The following is a 20,120-nucleotide window of genomic DNA, read 5'->3' as shown; positions in this document are numbered from 1 at the left end:
CGTCTCCGTGGCGCGTGTCATCGGTTGGCGATCCCCCACATGGCGAACAGGTATTTGCGGACGGCGAAGATGAAGATCAGCGCCGGCACGACCAGCGCCGCGCCACCCGCGAATTTGAGATAGAGCGGCGACTCGCCAAGGCTTTGCAGCAGGAAGGCGGTCAGCGTGCGGTTCTCGATGGTGAGCACGGCGGCGGCAAACACCTCGTTCCAGGAGATGGTGAAGGCAAATACCGCCGAAGCGGCGATGCCGGGCAGCGCCAGCGGCAGGATGACCTTGCGAGAGGCTTGCCAGCGTGTGCAGCCGAGCGTCCAGGCCGCTTCCTCGAGTTCGACCGGAATGCCTGAGAAGAGCGAGAAGGTGATGAGCACGGCGAACGGCAGCGCCAGCGTGGTGTGGACCAGCGCCAGCCCGATGGCGGTGTCGTCCAGGCCGGTGTGGATGAACATCACCGCCAGCGGCAAGGCGAGAAGCGGCAGTGGGAAGGCGCGGGTCATCAGCACCAGGAAGCGGAACGTGCCCTTCCCCGGAAAATCGAAGCGCGACAGCGCGTAGCCGGCCGGCGCGCCGAAGCCGATTGCCAGGATCATCGTCAGCGTGGCGACGAGCACCGAGTTCCACAGCGCCCTGGCGACGCCGGCGAAATTGATGAAGAACGACAGGCTGCCGAGGTCGAAGGACGGGAGGAAGCGCTTGGGGAACGCGGTGACCTCGCCGGGCGACGACAGCGCATTGACGATCAGGAGGTAAATCGGCAGCAGCACCCAGACGCAGAGCACGATCGCGGTGGCGATCAGCAGCCAGTTGCCGGCCTTGCGGGCATCGGCTGGCGTGGCGACCTGTGCTTCGGCCACGGCGCTCATATCCGGGCCTCCTTCATATCCGGGCTTCCTTCATACCCTGTCCTCCTTCATATCCTGGCTTCCCTGGGCACGCGCAGCACCCTGAGGAAGAACAGCGTGAAGCCGATCGAGATGGCGAGGATAAGCAGCGCGGAGGCGGCGGCGACATTGCGGTCCTGCAACGTGAATTGCCAGTTGTAGGTCTCACCCATCAGCACCGGCAGGTTGGTGCCGCCAAGTGCCGCGACCACGGCGAAGACCTCGAAGGCGAGGATGACGCGCAGGATGATGGCCGTCTGCAGGCTGGGACGAAGCAGCGGCAGCGTGATGCGCACAAAGCGCTGCCACGGGCTTGCCCCGAACACTTCCGCCGCCTCGTAATATTCCTTGGGGATCAGGCCCATGCCGGCGACGAGGATGACCATCATGATCGCGGTGGCCCGCCAGATCTCGGCCAGCGCCACGGCGATGAAGATGGTCAGCTTGCTCTGGTAGCCGAGGAACATGACCGGCCTGTCGACGATGCCGAAACTGGAAAGCAGCGTGTTGAGGAAGCCGGACTGGTCGAAGATGGCGAGCCAGATCAGGCCGGCGGCGAGATCGGAAATGCCGAGCGGGATGGCGAAGACGTAGAGCACGGCACTTCGTCCGGTCTCCAGCCGCGAAACCACGCTGGCCATCAAAAGAGCCATGACCAATTGGATCGGCACGACGATTGCCGCCAGCAGCAGCGTGTTGCGGACGGTGGCGGGGAATTTCCAGCTGCCGGCCATGGTGCGGAAATTATCGAGTGTGAAGGCGCCGTCGCGGGTCACCGCCTCGAAGACGACCAACGCGAATGGATAGAGGAAGAAGATGCAGAGGAACAAGGTCGCCGGCATCAGCAGCAGATAGGGCAGAGCCTTGCCGTGCATGGTGTTCATCCTTTGCGATGCCGCGGCGTGGGCGCCCGGAGTGCAACAAAACTCCGGACGCCCCCTTTGGAGGATATCAGTCGACGGGACAAGCGCCGTCGGATGGCTTGTCGGGCGCCCAGCACGGCGCCTTGGACTGGTCGATGATCGCCCTGAGCGCCGTCGCCTCTTCCGCGAGCACGCCATGCACGTCCTCGCCGCCGAGCACGATGCGCTCGAAACTGTCGGTGTAGATCTGGTTGAACTTGCCGCCGAGGTCGCCAAGACCCATCGGCAACAACGCCGGCATCGCATCGGGAGCTCCGGTCATGGTGGCGATCGCCGGGCCGAAGGCCTTCACCGAAGCCGGCATGTCGTCGGGCAGCTTGACGTCGACGACGGGGAAGAAATTGGTCGCCCTGAGCGTGGCGATCTGGGTTTCGGGCTTGAGCATATAGGCGACTAGCGCCTTCGCCTTGTCCATGTCAGGCGAAGTCTTGGGAATGGCGACACCGGCAACGACAGGCATGAAGCCGCGACCGGCGGGGCCAGCCGGGGCCGGGAAAGCGACGAAGTCGTCAGGCTTCTTGTTGAATGCATCGGCGAGCCGCGCGACGTGATCGAATGCCACCCAGACTTCGCCCGAAAGCAGCGGCTCCTGCATGAAGGCGTAGTTGGTCGAGTTCGGGTTGGTGTACTGCCACAATTCCTTGAACTTGTTCCATGCCGTCTCGGCCTCGGCCGAACGGAACTTGGTGACCATCGAACCCGTATAGGACGGATAGAGGAAGCCCTCGAAGAAGCGATGCTTCAGCCCCTTGGGGCCGGCCGGAAAGCCGAATTTCGGCGAACCAGTCTTCTCGGCGATGGTTTTCGACCATTCGATCAACTGGTCATAGGTGATGGTGTTGAGGTCGACGCCCGCGGGCAGGTATTGCAAGGCCTGCTTGTTGGCGGCCATCAGGTAGGTTGCCTGCATCCAGGGCAGGTACTTCTGTTCGCCGGTGCCGAGCATGCCGAGCTTCCTGTAGGCCTCGTTGACCTTGACGCTGCCGACATCGACTCCGGACAGGTCGACGAGGTTCGCGCCGACGGTCGAGAAATCGCCATGCAGGCCGCCCAGCAGACCGATGGTGCCGGAGCCGGCCTGCAATTCGGCCTGCAGGCGGGTGAGCCAGGGGCCGTCCTCGGCGACCTGGTAGTCGACCGGACCGTCGAAGCCTTTCAGCACCTCGTCGCGCATCTTCTGCGCTTCCTCGACCGGGCGGGCCTGCGTCGACCAGAACAGCACCTGCTGAGCATCGGCGCCACCAGCGGCGACCGACAGTGCCAGCGCGGCGCCCGCCAGTGTCTTCAATGCTTTCATCATGGTCTTCCTCCCTGGATACGCGCCGTCATGACGGCGTCAGCTTCTTGTTCGCGGCGCAGGCCCGTGGCTTGCCCGCGCAACCAGTGTCGGCCGGATCAGCCGCGTCAGCGGTTTGCCGGGCTTCGCGGCGATGACGGCAAGCAGCATGTCGGCGATTTCACGCGCGCATTGGCGGATCGAGGCGTCGAACGTGGTGAGGCCCGGTGGCGCATAGGCCGATGCGGCGATGTTGTCGAAACCGATGACGGAAAGGTCCCGCGGCACGACGAGCCCCGCACGCGTCGCCTCTTCCATCACCGTCAGCGCCAGTTCGTCGAACAGGGCGATGACGGCGGTCGGCCGGCCAGGCCCATGCAGCATCTGGTTGACGGCCTGGACACGGGCTTCATGGTCGAAGCGCGGCGCCGTCGCCACGTCGAGCCGCACCGACGGGTCGCCCCGCCGGGCGATGGCTGCGGCAAGACCGTCCTGCCTGAGATGGCGGAAGGTCATCGGCTCGGAGATCGTCACCAGGCCGAAATGGCGGTGCCCGAGATCATAGAGCATGTCGAAGGCTTCGCCGAACGCGTATGCGCCGTCGGTGTCGAGCCAGTTGTAGCCAAAATCGCTGTCGAGCAGCCTGCCGTGAGCGACGAACGGAAAGCCGCGCTCGCGCAAATAGACCAGGCGCTCGTCGACCTCGGCGATACGCGTGACGACGACGCCATCGGCGCGCCCGGATTCCACGACATGGCGCAGCACGGACAGCTCCGAATGGCCAAATGCGGCGGTGGCAAGGATGAGGTCGGCGCCATGCGACACCAGCCCTTCGCCGAGCCCGGTGACGAATTCGCCCAGAAAGGAATCGACAAGATTGGGTCCACGTATCGGCAACACCAGGCCGACGAAACCGCTGCGGCCGGAGACCAGCGTGCGCGCCGCGGTGTTGGGCACGTAGCCGGCCTGGCGCGCCGCCTGCGCGACACGCTCACGGGTCTTGAGCGCTATCTGCTCATGGCCGGCAAGCGCTCGCGAGACGGTCGTGATCGACAGGTCGAGGCTTGCCGCAAGCTCCTTCAGCGTGATGACGCGTGTTGTCACCGATCCTCCCTCGAACGAGTTTGAAACGTTTGTAATTGGCTTTTGCAAAAATGCAAACGTTTTAAATTGCGATCAGACGATCTCGTGCCCGGGTACGGAACGCAGCGAGCGCGAGGCGGCCCGCGCTATTCCGCAGGCCGCCTGACCGATGCCAGCCGATTTGAAGGGAGCAGCCCTTACTGCAAGGTCCGTGCGGCGGAAGGTATGGAATGATCCCGCGCGATGCCGGCATCGGCGTCGCCCTCGGCGAGCGAACGATCGAGGCCGGTCGCCACCACCGAGACCCTGAAGCGGCCTTCCATGCTCTTGTCGAAGATGGCGCCGACGATGATGTCGGCATCCTCGTAGACTTCCTCGCGGATGCGCGTGGCAGCCTCGTCGACCTCGAACAGGGTCATGTCCCTGCCGCCCGAGATCGACACCAGGACGCCCTTGGCGCCCTTCATGGACATTTCGTCGAGCAGCGGGTTGGCGATCGCGGCTTCCGCCGCCTTCATCGCCCGGCCGTCGCCCGAGGCCTCGCCGGTTCCCATCATGGCGCGGCCCATGCCGCGCATCACCGATTTGACGTCGGCGAAGTCGAGATTGATCAGGCCTTCCTTGACGATGAGGTCGGTGATGCAGCTGACGCCGGAATAAAGCACCCGGTCGGCGATGACGAAGGCATCGGCGAAGGTGGTTTTGGCATCGGCGATCCGGAACAGGTTCTGGTTGGGGATCACGATGACCGTGTCGGCGGCCTCGCGCAGCCGCTCGATGCCCTCTTCGGCCATCTGCATGCGGCGCCTGCCCTCGAAGGTGAACGGCTTGGTGACGACGCCGACCGTCAGGATGCCGGCCTTGCGCGCCGCCTGGGCGATGATCGGAGCCGCACCGGTGCCGGTGCCGCCGCCCATGCCGGCGGTGACGAAACACATGTGCGTGCCGGCCAGATGATCCATGATCTCGTCGAGCGATTCCTCTGCAGCGGCACGGCCGATCTCGGGCAGCGAACCGGCGCCAAGGCCTTCCGTGACGTGCGCGCCAAGCTGGATCAGCCGCGTCGCCTTGGACATGGTCAGCGCCTGGGCATCGGTGTTGGCGGCAATGAACTCGGTTCCCTGAAGCTGTTCCACGATCATGTTGTTGATCGCGTTGCCGCCGCCGCCGCCGACACCGATCACGGTGATCTTGGGTCTCATCTCGGAGATTTCCGGCTTCTTGAACTCGGCCATGTCTGCTTCTCCTTCGCCAACTGCGTGTACTTCACGACCCACAAGCAGACCGCCTGCAAGACATTGCAATCGAGCGGCATGACGCGAATCAGTCCGTTCGGATGGGTACCCCAAAAAGCCAGAGAGCGAGCGGACGTGCAAGTGCGGGAAGGTCAAGATTTGTGATGAAGAGGTCGAGCTACGAGAACGACTGTCCGGTTTCGGACGATCGCGATAGTGTCGCCGTGGATCAGGCACCACGCGGAGTGCCTGTCGATGGCTGGGTAGAACCCGCCTTGGCCGATCGTCTCAATGGCCAAGGCGACATCTCCGCGGACTTCGTCACCAATCAAAGCTGGAGGGGTATACCCCTCCAGAACCCAAGGGTATGAGAGAATTGTCCAGTTTGTCATCCATGAGATTGCGACCGCGGGGATCGCAGCGCGGACGTTTGCGGCGATGAAGCGCCCCGTCGATCACGGCGCCATGGCCGTCTCGGGCTATACCGTTCCCTGGCATACAGCGGCCGGAACACCGGTCGCCCTTCATGTCTCGTCAGCGCGGCAGGTACGCGACGTGCACGTCGTGCGGCTCGACACGCCCGCGGCTGAGTCGATGGGCTGGCGCGTCGAGTCGACAGGAAATGCCGTGTCCCATCGGGACTTCGATCATGGATCCTTCCTAAGGATCGCGGCGATCGAACTGGCCAAGTCCACCGGGATCGAAGGCGTCGCCTTCGAAGTGTACTTGACCCGCAATGATGGCGCCCGCGTGCTGTTCGAGAGCGGAAACCTGCGCCTCGGCCTGCAGGACGGGCGGCTGACGTCAGGCCTCGACGGCAAGCCGCTCGATAGCGGCGTGGCCTTGCCGGCAAATACCTGGCTCAGGGTCGAGATTTCGTCGAACGACGGCGCGGCCGTGCTGCGGATCGATTCGAACGACCTCCTGTCGCCGTTTCACCTGGATCATCGATTCGACCTGCCATGGCGCCCCCTGCCCGGTGACATGATCTTCGGCACCAGCACGGCAAACGATGTCAGGTCGCTCAATGCGAAGTTCTCTGCGATCTCCCTGCAAACTACGGCTGGTCGTATCGCCTGGACGTTTCCCACCCTGCTGCCGAGCGGCCCGCTCGCCTCGACAGGCACCGATCGCGTCCTCTTCCTGGAAACGATCAACCAGCCCGCCTTCTGCATGACCTCGCGCCGCTGGGACGGGTCGAGTTTCGACCCCCGCCTGGTGCCGTCGCACTACGATGCCGTGCATTGCCACGACGACGACATGGGCGCGTTGCAGTGGCCCGCGTCCTACCAGCTGCAAATCCCCGCCGAAGCGCCGGCCGGCGTCTATGCCTTCGAGGTCGGCCAGGACGAAGGGGCGGAGCGTATCGTCTTCTTCATCACTTCGTCGGTACGCCGCACGCCACTGTTGTTCCTGGTGCCTACGGCCACCTACCTTGCCTACGCGGATGAATTCCTGCCGGCGCATCTCTACGAATGGATGTGCGAGGATCGCGGCCATCGCTTCGCGATCGACAACAACCTGAAGTCTCTCTACGACTACCACAGCGACCTCAGCGGCGTGTCGATCTGTTCCACCAGGAAGCCGAAGGCGACGCTGCGCGACGACTACAAGTACCCGCTGTGCGGCTGTCCGCACAACCTACCGGTCGACCTGCACTTTCTGCGCTTCTGCCACAGCAACGGCATTGCCTTCGATCTCATCACAGACCGCGACCTGCATGAACGGGGCGTAGCCGGCCTGCGGGACTATCACGCGGTCATCACCGGCAGCCATCCCGAATACATGTCGGTCGAGATGGAACATGCCTTGCGCCAGTTCGCGGCGGCGGGCGGCAGCATCGCCTATCTCGGCGGCAATGGTTTTGCCGGCAAGGTGGCGTTCCAAGACGATCTGATGGAACTGCGCCGCTCGCCGCTCGAGGCGGGCCGGACCTGGGACGGTCCCATCGCCGAACAGTCGCTGTCGATCACCAACCAGCCGGGAGGCTACCTGCGCGCCAGCGGGCGCGGCGAGTTCTCGCTGACCGGCGTCGCCATCTCGCTGATGGGTTTCGAAGGCGCACGGCCTTTCACACGCACGCCGGAAAGCCGTCAGCCTTCGGCCGCGTGGTTGTTCGACGGCGTCGCCAGCGAGACCTTCGGCGACGAGGGCATCGTGCTTGGTGGGGCTGCCGGCTACGAGGTCGATGCCACCGACCCGCATCTGGGCACATCCCCCGACACCATCGTCATTGCGCGCGCGACCGGTTTCCCGGACAGCTTCGTCCATGACGCGACCCGTTGGTACGAGGGAGGTGACAGCGAGCGCGACGGGCGCCGCTGCGCCGAGATGACGCTGCGCCATCTGCCTTCGGGCGGTTTGATCTTCTGCGCGAGTTCGGTCGCCTGGTGCGGCGCCTTGCCGGCGGGCGACGCCATGAACGACGTCGGCCGGATCACCAGGAATTTGCTGACGCATCTGGCGGCGGCAACGAGCCGGCAGGCCCCGGATCGATAGCCACGGAAAGGAAGGCAGACCACCGCACACGCGCCGGTTCAAGCAGTTGGCTTGCCGCGCAACGATCGAAGCGTCTATCATGCCTGATCAATCGGCGGCTTGGGTGTTCCCGCCATACCCGGCTCAAGGTTTGTCCGCGGCTGATGTCGTCAGGTCATTTTCAGAACGGATGAAGTAGCGCCCTCGCCAATGGCCGACAGAACACATTTCGGCTTGACCGCCATCGACACCGTGCCCCTGCATGAGAAGGTCTATCTGGAGCTCGTGCGAGCCCTGATGTCGGGCCAATTCCTGCCCGGCCAGAAGCTGACCTCGCGCAAACTCGCCAAGGAACTCGGCACCAGCGACATGCCGGTGCGCAGTGCCTTCATGCGGCTGCAGGCATTGCGGGCGCTGAGCCCGATGCCGAACGGCAGTGTCGAGGTACCGGTGATCTCGGCCGAGCGGTTTTCGCAACTGACCGCCGTGCGCACGCTCCTCGAAGGCCCGGCGACCGAGCTTGCGACGAAACTCATCAACGGCAACAATCTGCGGGCGATCCGACGCCATTGCACCGAATTGACCCTGGCGGCCCGCAAGGGCGATATCGACGACTATCTCAGGAAGAACCACGACTTCAAATTCTCGATCTATCGCCATTGCGGCAACGAGCAGATGATCTTCCTGATCGAAACGGTGTGGATGCAGGTCGGTCCGTTTCTCCGAAACCTCGGCATGGGGTTCGAGGACGACCTCTCCTCCATTCTGGACATCGACTATCACGAGGAAGTCGTCGCGGCGATCGAGGCACAAGACGGCGCGCGGGCGCGGGCGGCCATCGTTCGCGACATCGACGAGGGCGCGGCGCACATCCTGCGGCAGGGCAAGTTCCCGGAAGCGAGGAGCTAGACCGGTGTCTCCTGGGCTCGTCCCCCAGATGCCACTTGGCTTTCCCTTGCCTTGTCGCTATGTTGCGATCGCAAATCGCGCAATTGGTTCCTGAAATGCCTCCCGACATCCCGGTTAATGATTTGAAAAAATGAAGGAAACTCTTCCGACTGACGTCGGAGACGCCTTCATGAACTCATCAGCTGTCTTGTCGTGAAATAGGGTGGCCGCCTTGGGCGCGGCGCCGCAGGGAACCAGAGGTAACGGAAATTGAGCGATGCAATTGCGGACGTTTTGAATTGGCTTGAAAGCCGAGGCGACATCCAGAGCCTGAGGGCCGCGGTGTGCGACCTCAACGGCATCATGCGGGGGAAGCGCATCCCGGTCGAGCAGGCGCGCAAGGCGCTGGAAGGCAAGCTGCGCATGCCCTATTCGCTGATCGGGCTCGATGTCTGGGGCGAGGACATCGAAGGCAACAGCCTGGTCTTCTCGACAGGCGATGCCGATGGCCTTTGCCAATGGACGGGACGCGGCATTCTGCCGGTGGAATGGACGGCGCATCCGACGGCGCTCGTCCCGCTCTGGCTCGCCGACGAGAGCGGCGCGCCCTATCTCGGTGACCCCCGGCGGGCACTGGCCCGCATCCTCGATCGCTACAAGGCGCTCGGCCTCACTCCGGTCGCGGCGACCGAACTCGAATTCTACCTGGTCGATCCGCAATCGCAGCGGCCGGTCGGACCGGTCTCGCCGGTCACCGGGCGACGTCTCGATTCCGACGCAGCGTTGTCGATCGACGAGATCGACGATTTCGAAGCTTTCATCCACGACATCTACGAAGCCTGCCGCGCGCAAGGCATTCCCGTCGACACGGCGATCGCCGAGAACGGCGTCGGCCAGTTCGAGATCAACCTGAACCATGTCGCCGACGCTTTGCGAGCGGCCGACGATGCGGTGTTGTTCAAGCGCACGGTGAAGGGCATTGCCCGCAAGCACGGCTTTGCCGCCTGCTTCATGGCCAAGCCCTATGGCGACCGCGCCGGCAACGGTTTTCACGTCCATTTCAGCCTGGTCGACGACGAAGGGCGCAACGTGTTCGACGACGGCACCGACCAGGGCTCGGACACGATGCGACACGCGGTCGGCGGGCTGCTGGCGGCAATGGCCGAAAGCACGCTGGTGTTCGCGCCGCACTTCAATTCCTACCGCAGGCTGCGCCCGCGATCCTACGCACCGACCGCGGTCGCCTGGGGTTACGAGAACCGGATGGTCGCGATCCGCATCCCCGGCGGCCCGACCGGCGCGCGCCGCATCGAACATCGCGTCTCGGGAGCCGACGCCAACCCCTATCTCGTGCTTGCCGCCATACTGGGCGCGGCACTGATCGGCATCGAGAAGCAGATGTCGCCGGGCGACCCGGCCGGCAATGACGGGCAAGGCGTTGCCCCCGCCAAGCTGCCGCCGGACTGGGCGTCGGCGATCGCGACGTTCGAAAGCGGGACGCATGTGGCGGAGATCTTCCCGGCGATCCTGCGCGACTCCTTCGTCGCCTGCAAACGCCAGGAATTGAATACGTTCGCCCTCAACGTCAGCGATTTCGAGATCGAGACCTATCTCGAAAGCGTCTGAGGCCTTTACGACGACCGCTCGGCCTTCAGCACCGTGACAGCCGCCTCGCTGTTGTGGACGTAATCGTTGGCGTCCGGCTGCTTCTGTACCAGCAGGATGAACAGAAGGTCGGTCAGCGTCAGCTGCGCGTCGCGCGCGGTGATGGAGGAAGAGCGTGCGCGTTCCTCGTCGGCGATGGTGTAGAGGCGGATGTCGGCGACCCGGCTCAGCGGATTGTCGTGAAGGCCGGTGACGGCGATCACGGTGGTGCCACGCTTGGCTGCAAGCTCGGCGATGCGCAAGGTTTCGATGCTGGCGCCGGAATAGGAGAGCGCGAACAGCACATCGTCAGGCCCGAGCGTCGAGGCGTTGGCCATCTGGATATGGCTGTCGCTGTCATGCAGCACATTGCGGCCGAGCTTCATCAGCTTGTAGGAGAAATCGCGCGCCACCAGCGAGGAGGCGCCGACGCCGACCAAATGGACGCGCCGCGCGCCATCCAGCAGCTCCAGCGTCCTGGAGATGACGCGCTCGCTGTTGGCGGCGACGGTCTGCTGCATCGACAGCAGCTTGCTGCCGATCAGCTTCTTCAGGATGACCGGAAAGCCATCGCCGACCTCGATCGAGCCGTGGATGACACCGGCCGGCACCTGCCAATCCTGCGCCTTGGCCTCGCTGACGGCGAGCTTGAGTTCCTGATAGCTGGCATAGCCGAGTTTCTGGCTGAACTTGACGACGCTCGACTGGCTGCGGCCGATCTCGGCCGCGAGTGCGGCCGTCGACAGCCGCAGCATCTGGTCGGGATTGTCGACGATATAACGGCCGATCTCGCGATCGCTGGGCGCCATGCCGTCGAGCTTGGCATTGATCCTGCTTAAGACGGACACGCAATCCCTCGCTGTTCAGACTTGCCAGACGAGGAATAAATTATTCCAATTTCGATTGACAGCCAAGAACGCAGAATTAATTCTCAAACCTGACCCGGGTCACCGCTCGGGATTTGGAGCAGCTTTCCCAGGCAGGTTGCCGGTGTGAGCCTCATCGTCAAGGTATCAGCCATGGACAGATTGCGGATCGTCGGCGGACAGAGACTGCAAGGCGCGGTCACCATATCGGGCGCCAAGAATGCCGCCTTGCCGCAGATCGCGGCCGCACTGCTCAGCCCCTACCCGCTCGAACTGACCAACCTGCCCGATGTGACCGACGTCGAAAATATGCTCGGCGTGGCAAGGCTTCACGGTGCCGAAGTGACAAGGTCCGCCCATGCCGCGACCATCGACACAAGTGCCGCCGTTTCCAAGGAGACGTCCTACGACACGGTGCGGAAGATGCGGGCGACGGTGCTGGTCCTGGCGCCGTTGCTGGCGCGGTTCGGCCACGCTCGGGTTTCGCTGCCGGGCGGCTGCGCGATCGGCGCGCGGCCGGTCGACATGCATGTCGCCGCACTCGCCGCACTCGGCGCCAGGATCGCCATCGAGAACGGCCTGATCGTCGCTTCGGTGCCGAACGGATTGACCGGCACCCGCATCGTGCTCCCCTCGCCATCGGTCGGGGCGACGGAAACCGCCATGATGGCGGCGACCGCGGCCAAGGGCGAAACCGAGATCCTCAACGCCGCGCGCGAACCGGAGGTGGCCGATCTCGCCGCTTGCCTCAACGCCATGGGTGCGCGCATCGAGGGCGCCGGCACGCATCGCATCCTGATCGCGGGCGACACCAACTGGCACGCCGCCAGGCACGACATCATCCCCGACCGCATCGAGGCCGGCACCTATGCCATCGCGGCCGCGATCACCGGCGGCCAGCTCGAACTGACGCACGCCCGGCTCGAACACATGGCCTCGGTGGTGCAACTGTTGGAGGCGACCGGCGTCAGCGTCTGGCCGGGCGACCGTGGCCTCATCGTGTCACGCGACCGGCCGCTCAAGGCAGCCGACCTCACCACGGAACCCTATCCGGGCTTTCCGACCGACCTGCAGGCGCAGTTCATGGCGCTGATGTGCTGCGCGCAGGGCGCCTCGCTGCTGCGCGAAACCATCTTCGAGAACCGCTTCATGCACGTGCCCGAACTGATGCGGCTCGGCGCCAACATCAAGCTGCAAGGCACCATGGCCCTGGTACGCGGCGGCGAGAAGCTGCATGGCGCGCAAGTGATGGCCACCGACCTGCGCGCTTCGGTGTCGCTGGTGCTGGCGGCGCTGGTCAGCGAAGGCGAGACCATCATCAACCGCGTCTATCACCTCGACCGCGGCTATGAGCAACTGGACCGCAAGCTGCGCCTTTGCGGCGCCGACATCGAGCGGCTGGGCGCATGAATACCGACGCGGATTATTTTCTCGGCGTCGATGGCGGCGGCACCGGTTGCCGCGCCCGCCTCGAGGACGCGCAAGGCGCGGTGCTGGGACAAGGCCTATCGGGCCCGGCGACGACGCGGCTCGGCATCGAGGCAGCCTGGGCCTCCATTGCGAAAGCCTTCGGCGCGGCGATCGAGGAAGCAGGTTTCGCGCCGGCCGAGACCGCCCGGATCCATGCCGGAATCGGTCTTGCCGGCATCGGCCGCAAAGGCGCGCTGGAGGCGTTACGGGCAATAGCGCACCCCTTTGCCAGCATCGACTTCGTCAGCGACGGCGTCGGCGCCTGCCTCGGCGCCCATTCGGGTCAGGACGGCGCCATCGTCATTGCCGGGACCGGCTCGATCGGCCTTGGCTTTGTCGAGGGCCGCGACCTGCGCGCCGGCGGCTATGGATTTCCGATCTCCGACGAGGGCAGCGGCGCCGACCTTGGACTGAAAGCCGTGCAGCTGGCGCTGCGCGCCCATGACGGCCGGCACGAACGGACGGCGCTGCTGGCGGAGGTCATGCAGCGCTTCGCGGGCGACCCCATGGAGGCCGTTGCCTGGATGGACCGCGCCAGCGCCACGGACTATGCCGCGCTTGCACCCATGGTGATGCGCCATGCCGACCAGGGCGACCCCGTCGGACGCCGCATCGTGCAAATCGCGGCAGAGCAGATCGACACGCTGGTTCGGGTGCTGTTCGAAAAAGGCGCGCCGCGCGTGACCTTGCTGGGCGGTCTCGCCAGCCCGCTCGAGCCCTGGCTTTCCCCCGATGTCCGGCGTCGCCTGAAGCCGGCCGACGGCGATGCCGTGGCCGGAGCGATCATTCTTGCGAAGAGGTCGGTCTACAAGGGATAGCTGGTAAGAGTAGGAATAAAATATTCCAAATCTCTGTTGACGATGCGAATATCAAATTCTAAAAAGTTAACAAAGAAAAACTGCGGTGACGGACCCAAGGTCCGTCTGCACTGGTTGCCCGTCGAGCCATGCCGGGCGCGCCGTGCAGTATGATTTTTGAGAGCACTGGGATGACCGAGCAAGGGTTGATGTCCGAACTGGACCGGCTGGTTTCCGAGGGCCGGAACCCAAGGACCGTCGACATCGACCTGCTGCCGACCATCGACGTGCTGCGCAGGATCAATGACGAGGACAGGCTTGTCCCGGCGGCCGTCGAAAAGGTCCTGCCGCAAATCGCCGCCGCGGTGGACCAGATCGTGCTCGCCTTCCAGAAAGGCGCGCGGCTCGTCTATATCGGCGCCGGCACCAGCGGCCGGCTTGGCGTGCTCGACGCTTCGGAATGTCCGCCCACCTTCGGTGTGCCCGAAGGCATGGTGGTCGGCCTGATCGCCGGCGGATTAGACGCGCTGGTGCGCTCGCTCGAAGGCGCCGAGGATGACCCGAAGATGGGCGCCAAGGCCTTGCAGGAGATCACGCTCATCGCTGACGACGTCGTGGTAGGTATCGCGGTCAGCGGGCGTACGCCCTATGTGATCGGCGGGCTGACCTATGCCAGGCAGATCGGCGCGACGACCGTCGCGCTGTCCTGCAATCCGGCATCGACCATTGCAGGCATCGCCGACATCGCCATCTCGCCCGTCGTCGGCCCCGAAGTGCTCACCGGCTCGACGCGGCTGAAATCGGGAACCGCGCAGAAGCTGGTGCTCAACATGCTGACCACGGCTTCGATGATCCGCATCGGCAAGAGCTACCAGAATCTGATGGTCGACCTGAACCCGTCGAACCGGAAGCTGGTCGCCCGCGCGGTCAGGATCGTCATGCAGACGACCGGCTGCACCGCGCCGCAGGCGCGACAGGCGCTCGAGCGGACCGGCAATGACGTCAAGCTGGCGATCCTGGTGACCATCACCGGCCTCGATGTCGAGGCGGCGCGGACGGCACTGGTCAAAGCCGGAGGGTTCCTGCGAAAGGCGATCAGCGACGAAGCGGCCCGAAGCAGGTGGGACAAGACGAGGTGAAGCCGCATAGACTGGGCCGATACTTCAAAGCATGTGTGCCTTGGAAGCGGTCGGCAGAACTGCAAGGCATCAAGTGAAATGATGAATGGGAGACAAAAATGGTAAGGCACCTCACAAGAACACTGCTTTCGGGCATTACCCTTGCCGCGATGCTCGGCGTCGCCTCGGTTTCGGCGCAGGCGGCGACATTGCACATGGCCTGGTCGCAGGACGCCACCGGGCTTGACCCGCACAAGCAGACGGCATTTTCCTCGCTGCGGCTTTTGGAGCTCATCTACGAGCCCCTGGTGCGGCTCGACGCCAGCCTGCAGATCATCCCTGCCGTCGCCACCTCCTGGGAGTTTTCGAAAGACGGCAAGGAGCTGACCTTCAAGCTCGATCCCAAGGCGAAATTCCAGGACGGCACGGCGGTCACCTCCGCCGACGTCAAGGCGTCGTTCGAGCGCATCCTCGACGAGAAGACGGGTGCCGCCGCCCGCGCCAATTTTCTGTCGATCGCCAGCATCGACACGCCGGATGCAGGCACCGTCGTATTCCACCTCTCGCAGCCCGACGCGCCGATCCTGACGGCGATGAGCGACGTCAACGCGGCCATCGTTCCGGCGGCTGAAATCAAGGCAGGCTCGATCGGCACCAAAGCGGTCGGTTCCGGCCCGTTCAAGCTCGACAAGTGGGATCCGAACGCCAAGGAAATCTTGAGCGCCAACAAGGACTGGGCCGGCGGCGCCACCGGCGTCGACGGCATCGAGATCAGCGTGCTGCCGGACGAGGCGGCGATCCTCGCGGCCATGCGCACCAAGCAGATCGATTTCGCGTTGCTCAACGATCCGCTGGTCGCCACGCTGGTGCCGAAGGAAGCCACCCTGCAGCTCAACCGCGTGCCCGTGCTTGCCTACAACGTGCTGCAGCTCAACCCGTCGCGCAAGCCGATGACCGAGCTCAAGGTGCGCCAGGCGATCTCCTGCGCCATCGACCGGCAGGAGGTGCTGGACACCGCTGCGCTGGGCGAAGGCAAGGTCACCGGGCCACTGACCATCCCGGCGTTCGCCACCGATCCGAGCCAGTTGTTCTGCTACAAGCGAGATGTCGAAAAGGCCAAGAAGCTGATGGCCGAGGCCGGCTTTGCCGACGGCTTTTCGGCGACCGTGATCGGCGCCACCGGCGAGCCGCCGACGGCGGCGGCCGAAGCCCAGGTCATCCAGTCGCAACTCGCCGAAATCGGCGTCAAGCTCGACATCAAGATGATGGAGCTCAACGTCTATGTCGACGCCTGGCTGAAAGGCGATTTCGACATGGCGATCGCGCTCAACGGCGGTCGTGCCGACCCCTATACGATGTACAACCGCTACTGGACCAAGGCCGGCAATCTGCAGAAGGTGGCGAACTACATCGACGACACGCTGGACAGCCTGATGCAGCAGGGCCGCGCCGAGACCGACCCGGCCAAACGCAAGGCGATCTTCGCCGCGTTCGAGAAGCATCTCGCCGAGATGTCGCCGTGGATCTGGCTCTACACCTCCTACAGCTACACGGCCCAGCAGAAAAACATCGCCGGCTTCGTGCCGACGCCGACCGGCACGCTGTTCAGCCTGAGCAAAGTGACGATCCAATAGCGCCGGATTCGGCAACGGGACGAGAGGTCTTCCTGGCGTGAACTATCTCTTGCGACGGCTGGCGACGTTTCCTCTCGTCCTGCTTGGCGTGTCCATCCTGGTCTTCGTGGCGATCCGGATGGTGCCCGGCGATTCGATCACGGCGATGCTGGGCACCGAGGCCGGCCTGCTGACGCCGGCTCAACGGGATTCGCTCGCCGCCTATTTCGGTATCGACCAGCCCTGGTTCGTCCAGTACTGGCGCTGGATCGGCGGCATCCTGCACGGCAATTTCGGCATCTCCGTCACCTATGGCAGGCCGGTTCTCGACGTCATCCTCGAGCGCTTCCCGCTGACGCTGGAGCTGGCTATGCTTTCCATGATCATCGCGCTTCTGGTCGGCATGCCGGCAGGCATCTATGCCGCCACGCATAGCGAAAAAGCGTCCGACCTCGGCGTGCGTGTCGTCGCCATGATCGGCCAGTCGACGCCGAGCTTCGTGCTTGGCCTGTTGATCATCTACACGCTGTCGGCCGGCTTCGGCGTGCTGCCGGCGATGGGCGAATTCGCGCCGCTCTGGCAGGATCCCCTGCGCAATCTCAGCCAGCTGATCCTGCCAGCCATCACGCTCGGCTTTGCCTTCGCAGCGTCGGTCACCCGTATAGCGCGCTCGGCGATGCTCGATGTGTTGAGCGACGATTATGTGCGCACGGCCCGCAGCAAGGGCGCTTCGGCGCGCAGCGTCATCTGGCGCCACGCTTTGCCCAATGCGCTGATCCCGGTCGTGACGCTGAGCGGCATAGAGTTCGGCTATCTGCTGGGCGGCGCCGTCATCGTCGAGCAGATCTACGCCCTGCCCGGCCTCGGACGCATGGTGCTCGACGCGATCCTGCAGCGCGACTATGCGCTGGTGCAGGGAAGCGTGCTGTTCATCGCCTTCAACTTCATGATCGTCAATCTCCTGGTCGACCTCGCCTATGTCGCGCTCGATCCCCGCATCCGGCTGGGGGAACAGTGATGCGCATCCTGCGCGCCATCTTCGGCCATGGCAGCGGCCGTATCGGCGGCATCATTGTATGCGTCTATCTGCTGCTCGCCATCCTTGGCCTGCTCGGGCTGACGCCGCACAATCCGATCATGCAATACCGTATCGACCGGCTGCACGCGCCCAGTGCCGCCTACTGGATGGGCACCGACCTGTTCGGCCGCGACGTGGCCAGCCGCCTGATGGCGGGCATCGGCCAGTCCTTTACGGTCGCCTTCTTCTCCGTGGCGTTCGCGTCCCTGGCCGGAACGGTCCTGGGACTTGCCGCCGCCTGGCTCGGGCGTCGCTGGGACGGCGTCGTGATGCGCATCATGGACGTGCTGCTGGCTTTCCCGGCGATCCTTCTGGCGCTGCTCATCGTCACCGTCGCCGGACCGGGCACATGGACCAGCGTGGTGGCCATCGGCATCGTCTACACGCCGATCTTCACGCGGGTGGTGCGCGGCCCTGCCCTGTCGCTCAAGACACGCGAATTCGTCGATGCGGCGCGCACCTTCGGCAGCAGTACGAGCTACATCGTGACGCGCCACCTGCTGCTCAACCTCGTGGCGCCGCTGACCGTGCAGGTGACGCTGGCGCTGGCCTGGGCGCTGCTGACCGAAGCCGGCTTGAGCTTCCTGGGCCTAGGCACGCAGCCGCCCGCCGCCTCGCTCGGCCTGATGCTGAGCGACAGCCGCAATCTGATGGAGACCGCACCTTGGCTGATGATCTTCCCAGGCTTGGCGATCATGATCAGCATCCTCGGCTTCAACCTTTTGGGCGACGCCTTACGCGACATTCTAGACCCGAGGATGCGGAGAGCGTTCGCATGACCCCGCTGCTGTCGGTCTCGGACCTCCGCGTCGGCTTCGGCCGCAATCCGAAGGCCAATGAAGTGGTGCGCGGCGTCGGTTTCGATATCGCCGACGGCAAGACGCTGGCCATCGTCGGCGAAAGCGGCTCGGGCAAGTCGGTGACGGCGCTGTCGATCAACCGGCTCGTCGATTTCGGCGGCGGCCGCATCACCGGCGGTTCGATGAAGCTCAAGCGGGCCGATGGGACCATCTTCGAGTTGGCGGCCGCGACCGAGGCGCAACTCACCGGCATTCGCGGTGCCGAAATCGGCATGATTTTTCAGGAGCCGATGACATCGCTCAACCCGGTGCTGACCATCGGCACCCAGATCGAGGAATCGTTCCGCCTGCATCGCGGGCTGACAGGCCGGCAAGCCACGGCGGCGGCCAGGGACGCGCTCGACCGCGTGCGCATTCCCGATGCCGCGCGACGGCTGAAATACACACCCAACCAGTTGTCCGGCGGCATGCTGCAGCGGGTGATGATCGCCATTGCGCTCGCCTGCAATCCGCGCCTGCTGATCGCCGACGAGCCGACGACGGCGCTCGATGTGACGGTGCAGGCGCAGATCATGGCGCTGCTGGCCGAACTCAAGCGCGAAAGCGGCATGTCGATGATCTTCATCACGCACGATATCGGCCTGGTCGCCGGCATCGCCGACAAGGTGATGGTGATGCAGAACGGCCAGGCCGTCGAACAGGGCGAGCTGAACCAGATCCTTGACACCCCCCAGCATCCCTACACGCAGCATCTGCTGCAGGACGTGCCGCATTTCGCCAGCGGCCGGGCGACACGCGCGGACGGGCAGCGCGACAAGGGTGCGAACACGCAACCGGCGTTGACGGTCGATGGTCTCGTGGTGCGGTTTCCGCTCAAGAGCAATTTCTTCAGCCGTGCCACCGGCGCGGTGCATGCCGTCGACGGTGTCGATTTCGATCTGATGCAAGGCGAGACGCTGGCCATCGTCGGCGAAAGCGGCTCGGGTAAATCCACCACCGCCAAGGCGGTTCTCGGGCTGGTGCGATCGACGCGCGGCAGCTTCTCGGTTGGCCGCCGAATGGCGTCGGCGGAGCGCGGCGCCAAACCCGTGCAGATGGTGTTCCAGAACCCCTACGCTTCGCTCAACCCGAGGCTGGCCATCGAAAGCATCCTGGCCGAACCGGTGATCGCCACCGGCGGGCGGGTGGATGCCCAAACGCGTGCCAGAATGGGGGGCCTGCTCGAACGCGTCGGCCTGCCCAGGAACAGTCTCGAGCGCTATCCGCATGAATTCTCCGGCGGCCAGCGGCAAAGGCTGTGCATCGCCCGCGCGCTGATGCTCAACCCGTCCGTCGTCGTTCTCGATGAAGCGGTGTCAGCGCTCGATGTCTCGGTGCAGGCCAAGGTGCTGGAGCTGCTGGTCGACCTGCAGCGCGAATATGGGCTGGCCTACCTGTTCATCTCGCACGACATGGCCGTGGTAGAGCGGATCGCGCACCGCATCGCCGTCATCTATGCCGGCCAGATCGTCGAGATCGGCGACGCGCAATCCGTGCTATCGAAGCCGAAGCATTCCTACACGAAAAAGCTGATCGCCGCCGTTCCGGCCATCGACCGGCGGCACGAGCATTTCGAAATCGACACGCGCCAGGTGCCCTCGCTGGTCAGGCCGCAAGGGTTTGAACCGGCGCCGGCGAAATGGGAGCGGTTTGGCGGGGATCATATGGCGAGGGTGGAGGCGTGATGGCCTTGGGATATGCAAGGTCGGCGGGACAGCGCCCCCCTCTGTCCTGCCGGACATCTCCCCCACAAGGGGGGAGATTGGATGTCATCGCGGCTTTCGCCAATCTCCAACGTTGTAAAAAGAGCGGGGCGCCAAAACTGCCAATCTCCCCCCACGTGGGGGAGATGTCCGGCAGGACAGAGGGGGGCGCCGTAGAGCGCTACTTCTCCGAAGGAGGCTGGCATTGAGTAGCCTCCCCCAGATCTT

16 protein-coding genes are annotated in these 20,120 nt (G+C 64.5%); 10 read left to right on the top strand and 6 right to left on the bottom strand.

What is annotated here, in order from left to right; genetic code table 11:
• Positions 1 to 17 precede the first annotated feature (17 nt).
• The 5 genes from LB543_RS11180 to ftsZ all read right to left on the bottom strand — a co-directional run bounded on the left by LB543_RS11180 (position 18) and on the right by ftsZ (position 5,398).
• The gene (locus LB543_RS11180; RefSeq protein ID WP_224614132.1) at positions 18 to 863 is read right to left on the bottom strand and encodes a carbohydrate ABC transporter permease; all 846 of its coding nucleotides are present in this window, start codon (positions 861 to 863) and stop codon (positions 18 to 20) included.
• Between the two features lie 47 nt (positions 864 to 910).
• Positions 911 to 1,756: a carbohydrate ABC transporter permease gene (locus LB543_RS11175; protein WP_224614131.1), complete on the bottom strand. Its 846-nt coding sequence runs from the start codon at positions 1,754 to 1,756 to the stop codon at positions 911 to 913.
• A 76-nt stretch (positions 1,757 to 1,832) separates the two neighbouring features.
• Positions 1,833 to 3,104 carry an ABC transporter substrate-binding protein gene (locus LB543_RS11170; RefSeq protein ID WP_224614130.1) on the bottom strand — a complete coding sequence of 424 codons (1,272 nt, stop codon included), beginning with the start codon at positions 3,102 to 3,104 and terminating at the stop codon, positions 1,833 to 1,835.
• 36 nt (positions 3,105 to 3,140) lie between these two features.
• On the bottom strand, positions 3,141 to 4,184 hold the full coding sequence (locus tag LB543_RS11165; RefSeq protein WP_224614129.1) for a LacI family DNA-binding transcriptional regulator: 1,044 nt from the start codon (positions 4,182 to 4,184) through the stop codon (positions 3,141 to 3,143).
• Between the two features lie 176 nt (positions 4,185 to 4,360).
• Entirely contained in the window at positions 4,361 to 5,398 is a 1,038-nt protein-coding gene (gene ftsZ, locus LB543_RS11160; RefSeq protein ID WP_140813538.1) for a cell division protein FtsZ, read from the bottom strand.
• A gap of 438 nt (positions 5,399 to 5,836) precedes the next feature.
• Between ftsZ and LB543_RS11155 the strand changes: the two genes are divergently transcribed.
• The 3 genes from LB543_RS11155 (at position 5,837) to LB543_RS11145 (ending at position 10,390) form a co-directional block, all read left to right on the top strand.
• The gene (locus tag LB543_RS11155) at positions 5,837 to 7,897 is read left to right on the top strand and encodes a N,N-dimethylformamidase beta subunit family domain-containing protein (RefSeq protein WP_224614128.1); all 2,061 of its coding nucleotides are present in this window, start codon (positions 5,837 to 5,839) and stop codon (positions 7,895 to 7,897) included.
• 189 nt (positions 7,898 to 8,086) lie between these two features.
• Entirely contained in the window at positions 8,087 to 8,785 is a 699-nt protein-coding gene (locus tag LB543_RS11150; RefSeq protein WP_224614127.1) for a GntR family transcriptional regulator, read from the top strand.
• Between the two features lie 249 nt (positions 8,786 to 9,034).
• On the top strand, positions 9,035 to 10,390 hold the full coding sequence (locus LB543_RS11145) for a glutamine synthetase family protein (protein WP_224614126.1): 1,356 nt from the start codon (positions 9,035 to 9,037) through the stop codon (positions 10,388 to 10,390).
• A gap of 5 nt (positions 10,391 to 10,395) precedes the next feature.
• On the opposite strand, the gene LB543_RS11140 is transcribed toward LB543_RS11145, so the two are convergent.
• The gene (locus LB543_RS11140; RefSeq protein ID WP_224614125.1) at positions 10,396 to 11,256 is read right to left on the bottom strand and encodes a MurR/RpiR family transcriptional regulator; all 861 of its coding nucleotides are present in this window, start codon (positions 11,254 to 11,256) and stop codon (positions 10,396 to 10,398) included.
• A gap of 171 nt (positions 11,257 to 11,427) precedes the next feature.
• Here LB543_RS11140 and murA point away from each other — a divergent pair, with 171 nt between their 5' ends.
• The 7 genes from murA (at position 11,428) to LB543_RS11105 (ending at position 19,874) form a co-directional block, all read left to right on the top strand.
• The gene (gene murA, locus LB543_RS11135) at positions 11,428 to 12,684 is read left to right on the top strand and encodes a UDP-N-acetylglucosamine 1-carboxyvinyltransferase (protein ID WP_224614124.1); all 1,257 of its coding nucleotides are present in this window, start codon (positions 11,428 to 11,430) and stop codon (positions 12,682 to 12,684) included.
• Entirely contained in the window at positions 12,681 to 13,562 is an 882-nt protein-coding gene (locus LB543_RS11130) for an N-acetylglucosamine kinase (protein WP_140757695.1), read from the top strand. The genes murA and LB543_RS11130 overlap by 4 nt, the downstream gene beginning before the upstream one ends.
• Before the next feature lie 170 nt (positions 13,563 to 13,732).
• Positions 13,733 to 14,680 carry an N-acetylmuramic acid 6-phosphate etherase gene (murQ, locus tag LB543_RS11125; RefSeq protein WP_224614123.1) on the top strand — a complete coding sequence of 316 codons (948 nt, stop codon included), beginning with the start codon at positions 13,733 to 13,735 and terminating at the stop codon, positions 14,678 to 14,680.
• A 98-nt stretch (positions 14,681 to 14,778) separates the two neighbouring features.
• Positions 14,779 to 16,293, top strand: coding sequence for an ABC transporter substrate-binding protein (locus LB543_RS11120; RefSeq protein WP_224614122.1), 1,515 nt, complete (start codon positions 14,779 to 14,781; stop codon positions 16,291 to 16,293).
• Between the two features lie 37 nt (positions 16,294 to 16,330).
• Positions 16,331 to 17,290, top strand: coding sequence for an ABC transporter permease (locus tag LB543_RS11115; RefSeq protein WP_224614121.1), 960 nt, complete (start codon positions 16,331 to 16,333; stop codon positions 17,288 to 17,290).
• The gene (locus tag LB543_RS11110) at positions 17,290 to 18,129 is read left to right on the top strand and encodes an ABC transporter permease (RefSeq protein ID WP_224614120.1); all 840 of its coding nucleotides are present in this window, start codon (positions 17,290 to 17,292) and stop codon (positions 18,127 to 18,129) included. The genes LB543_RS11115 and LB543_RS11110 overlap by 1 nt, the downstream gene beginning before the upstream one ends.
• On the top strand, positions 18,126 to 19,874 hold the full coding sequence (locus LB543_RS11105; RefSeq protein ID WP_224614119.1) for an ABC transporter ATP-binding protein: 1,749 nt from the start codon (positions 18,126 to 18,128) through the stop codon (positions 19,872 to 19,874). Before LB543_RS11110 ends, LB543_RS11105 begins: the two co-directional genes overlap by 4 nt.
• The last annotated feature ends 246 nt before the right edge of the window (positions 19,875 to 20,120 follow it).

It is taken from the genome of Mesorhizobium sp. ESP7-2 (assembly GCF_020164715.1).
Classification (GTDB): Bacteria; Pseudomonadota; Alphaproteobacteria; order Rhizobiales; family Rhizobiaceae; genus Mesorhizobium.
Note: the sequence above shows the minus strand (reverse complement) of the source record. Positions and strands in the feature narration are given on the sequence as shown.

Bases quoted from the DNA above. Each gene is read 5' to 3' on its own strand.
- LB543_RS11175 (WP_224614131.1), bottom strand. From the start codon at position 1,756: ATGCACGGCAAGGCTCTGCCCTATCTGCTGCTGATGCCGGCGACCTTG.
- LB543_RS11180 (WP_224614132.1), bottom strand. From the start codon at position 863: ATGAGCGCCGTGGCCGAAGCACAGGTCGCCACGCCAGCCGATGCCCGC.
- LB543_RS11170 (WP_224614130.1), bottom strand. From the start codon at position 3,104: ATGATGAAAGCATTGAAGACACTGGCGGGCGCCGCGCTGGCACTGTCG.
- LB543_RS11105 (WP_224614119.1), top strand. From the start codon at position 18,126: ATGACCCCGCTGCTGTCGGTCTCGGACCTCCGCGTCGGCTTCGGCCGC.
- LB543_RS11120 (WP_224614122.1), top strand. From the start codon at position 14,779: ATGGTAAGGCACCTCACAAGAACACTGCTTTCGGGCATTACCCTTGCC.
- murA (WP_224614124.1), top strand. From the start codon at position 11,428: ATGGACAGATTGCGGATCGTCGGCGGACAGAGACTGCAAGGCGCGGTC.
- LB543_RS11155 (WP_224614128.1), top strand. From the start codon at position 5,837: ATGAAGCGCCCCGTCGATCACGGCGCCATGGCCGTCTCGGGCTATACC.
- murQ (WP_224614123.1), top strand. From the start codon at position 13,733: ATGACCGAGCAAGGGTTGATGTCCGAACTGGACCGGCTGGTTTCCGAG.
- LB543_RS11110 (WP_224614120.1), top strand. From the start codon at position 17,290: ATGCGCATCCTGCGCGCCATCTTCGGCCATGGCAGCGGCCGTATCGGC.
- LB543_RS11130 (WP_140757695.1), top strand. From the start codon at position 12,681: ATGAATACCGACGCGGATTATTTTCTCGGCGTCGATGGCGGCGGCACC.
- LB543_RS11150 (WP_224614127.1), top strand. From the start codon at position 8,087: ATGGCCGACAGAACACATTTCGGCTTGACCGCCATCGACACCGTGCCC.
- ftsZ (WP_140813538.1), bottom strand. From the start codon at position 5,398: ATGGCCGAGTTCAAGAAGCCGGAAATCTCCGAGATGAGACCCAAGATC.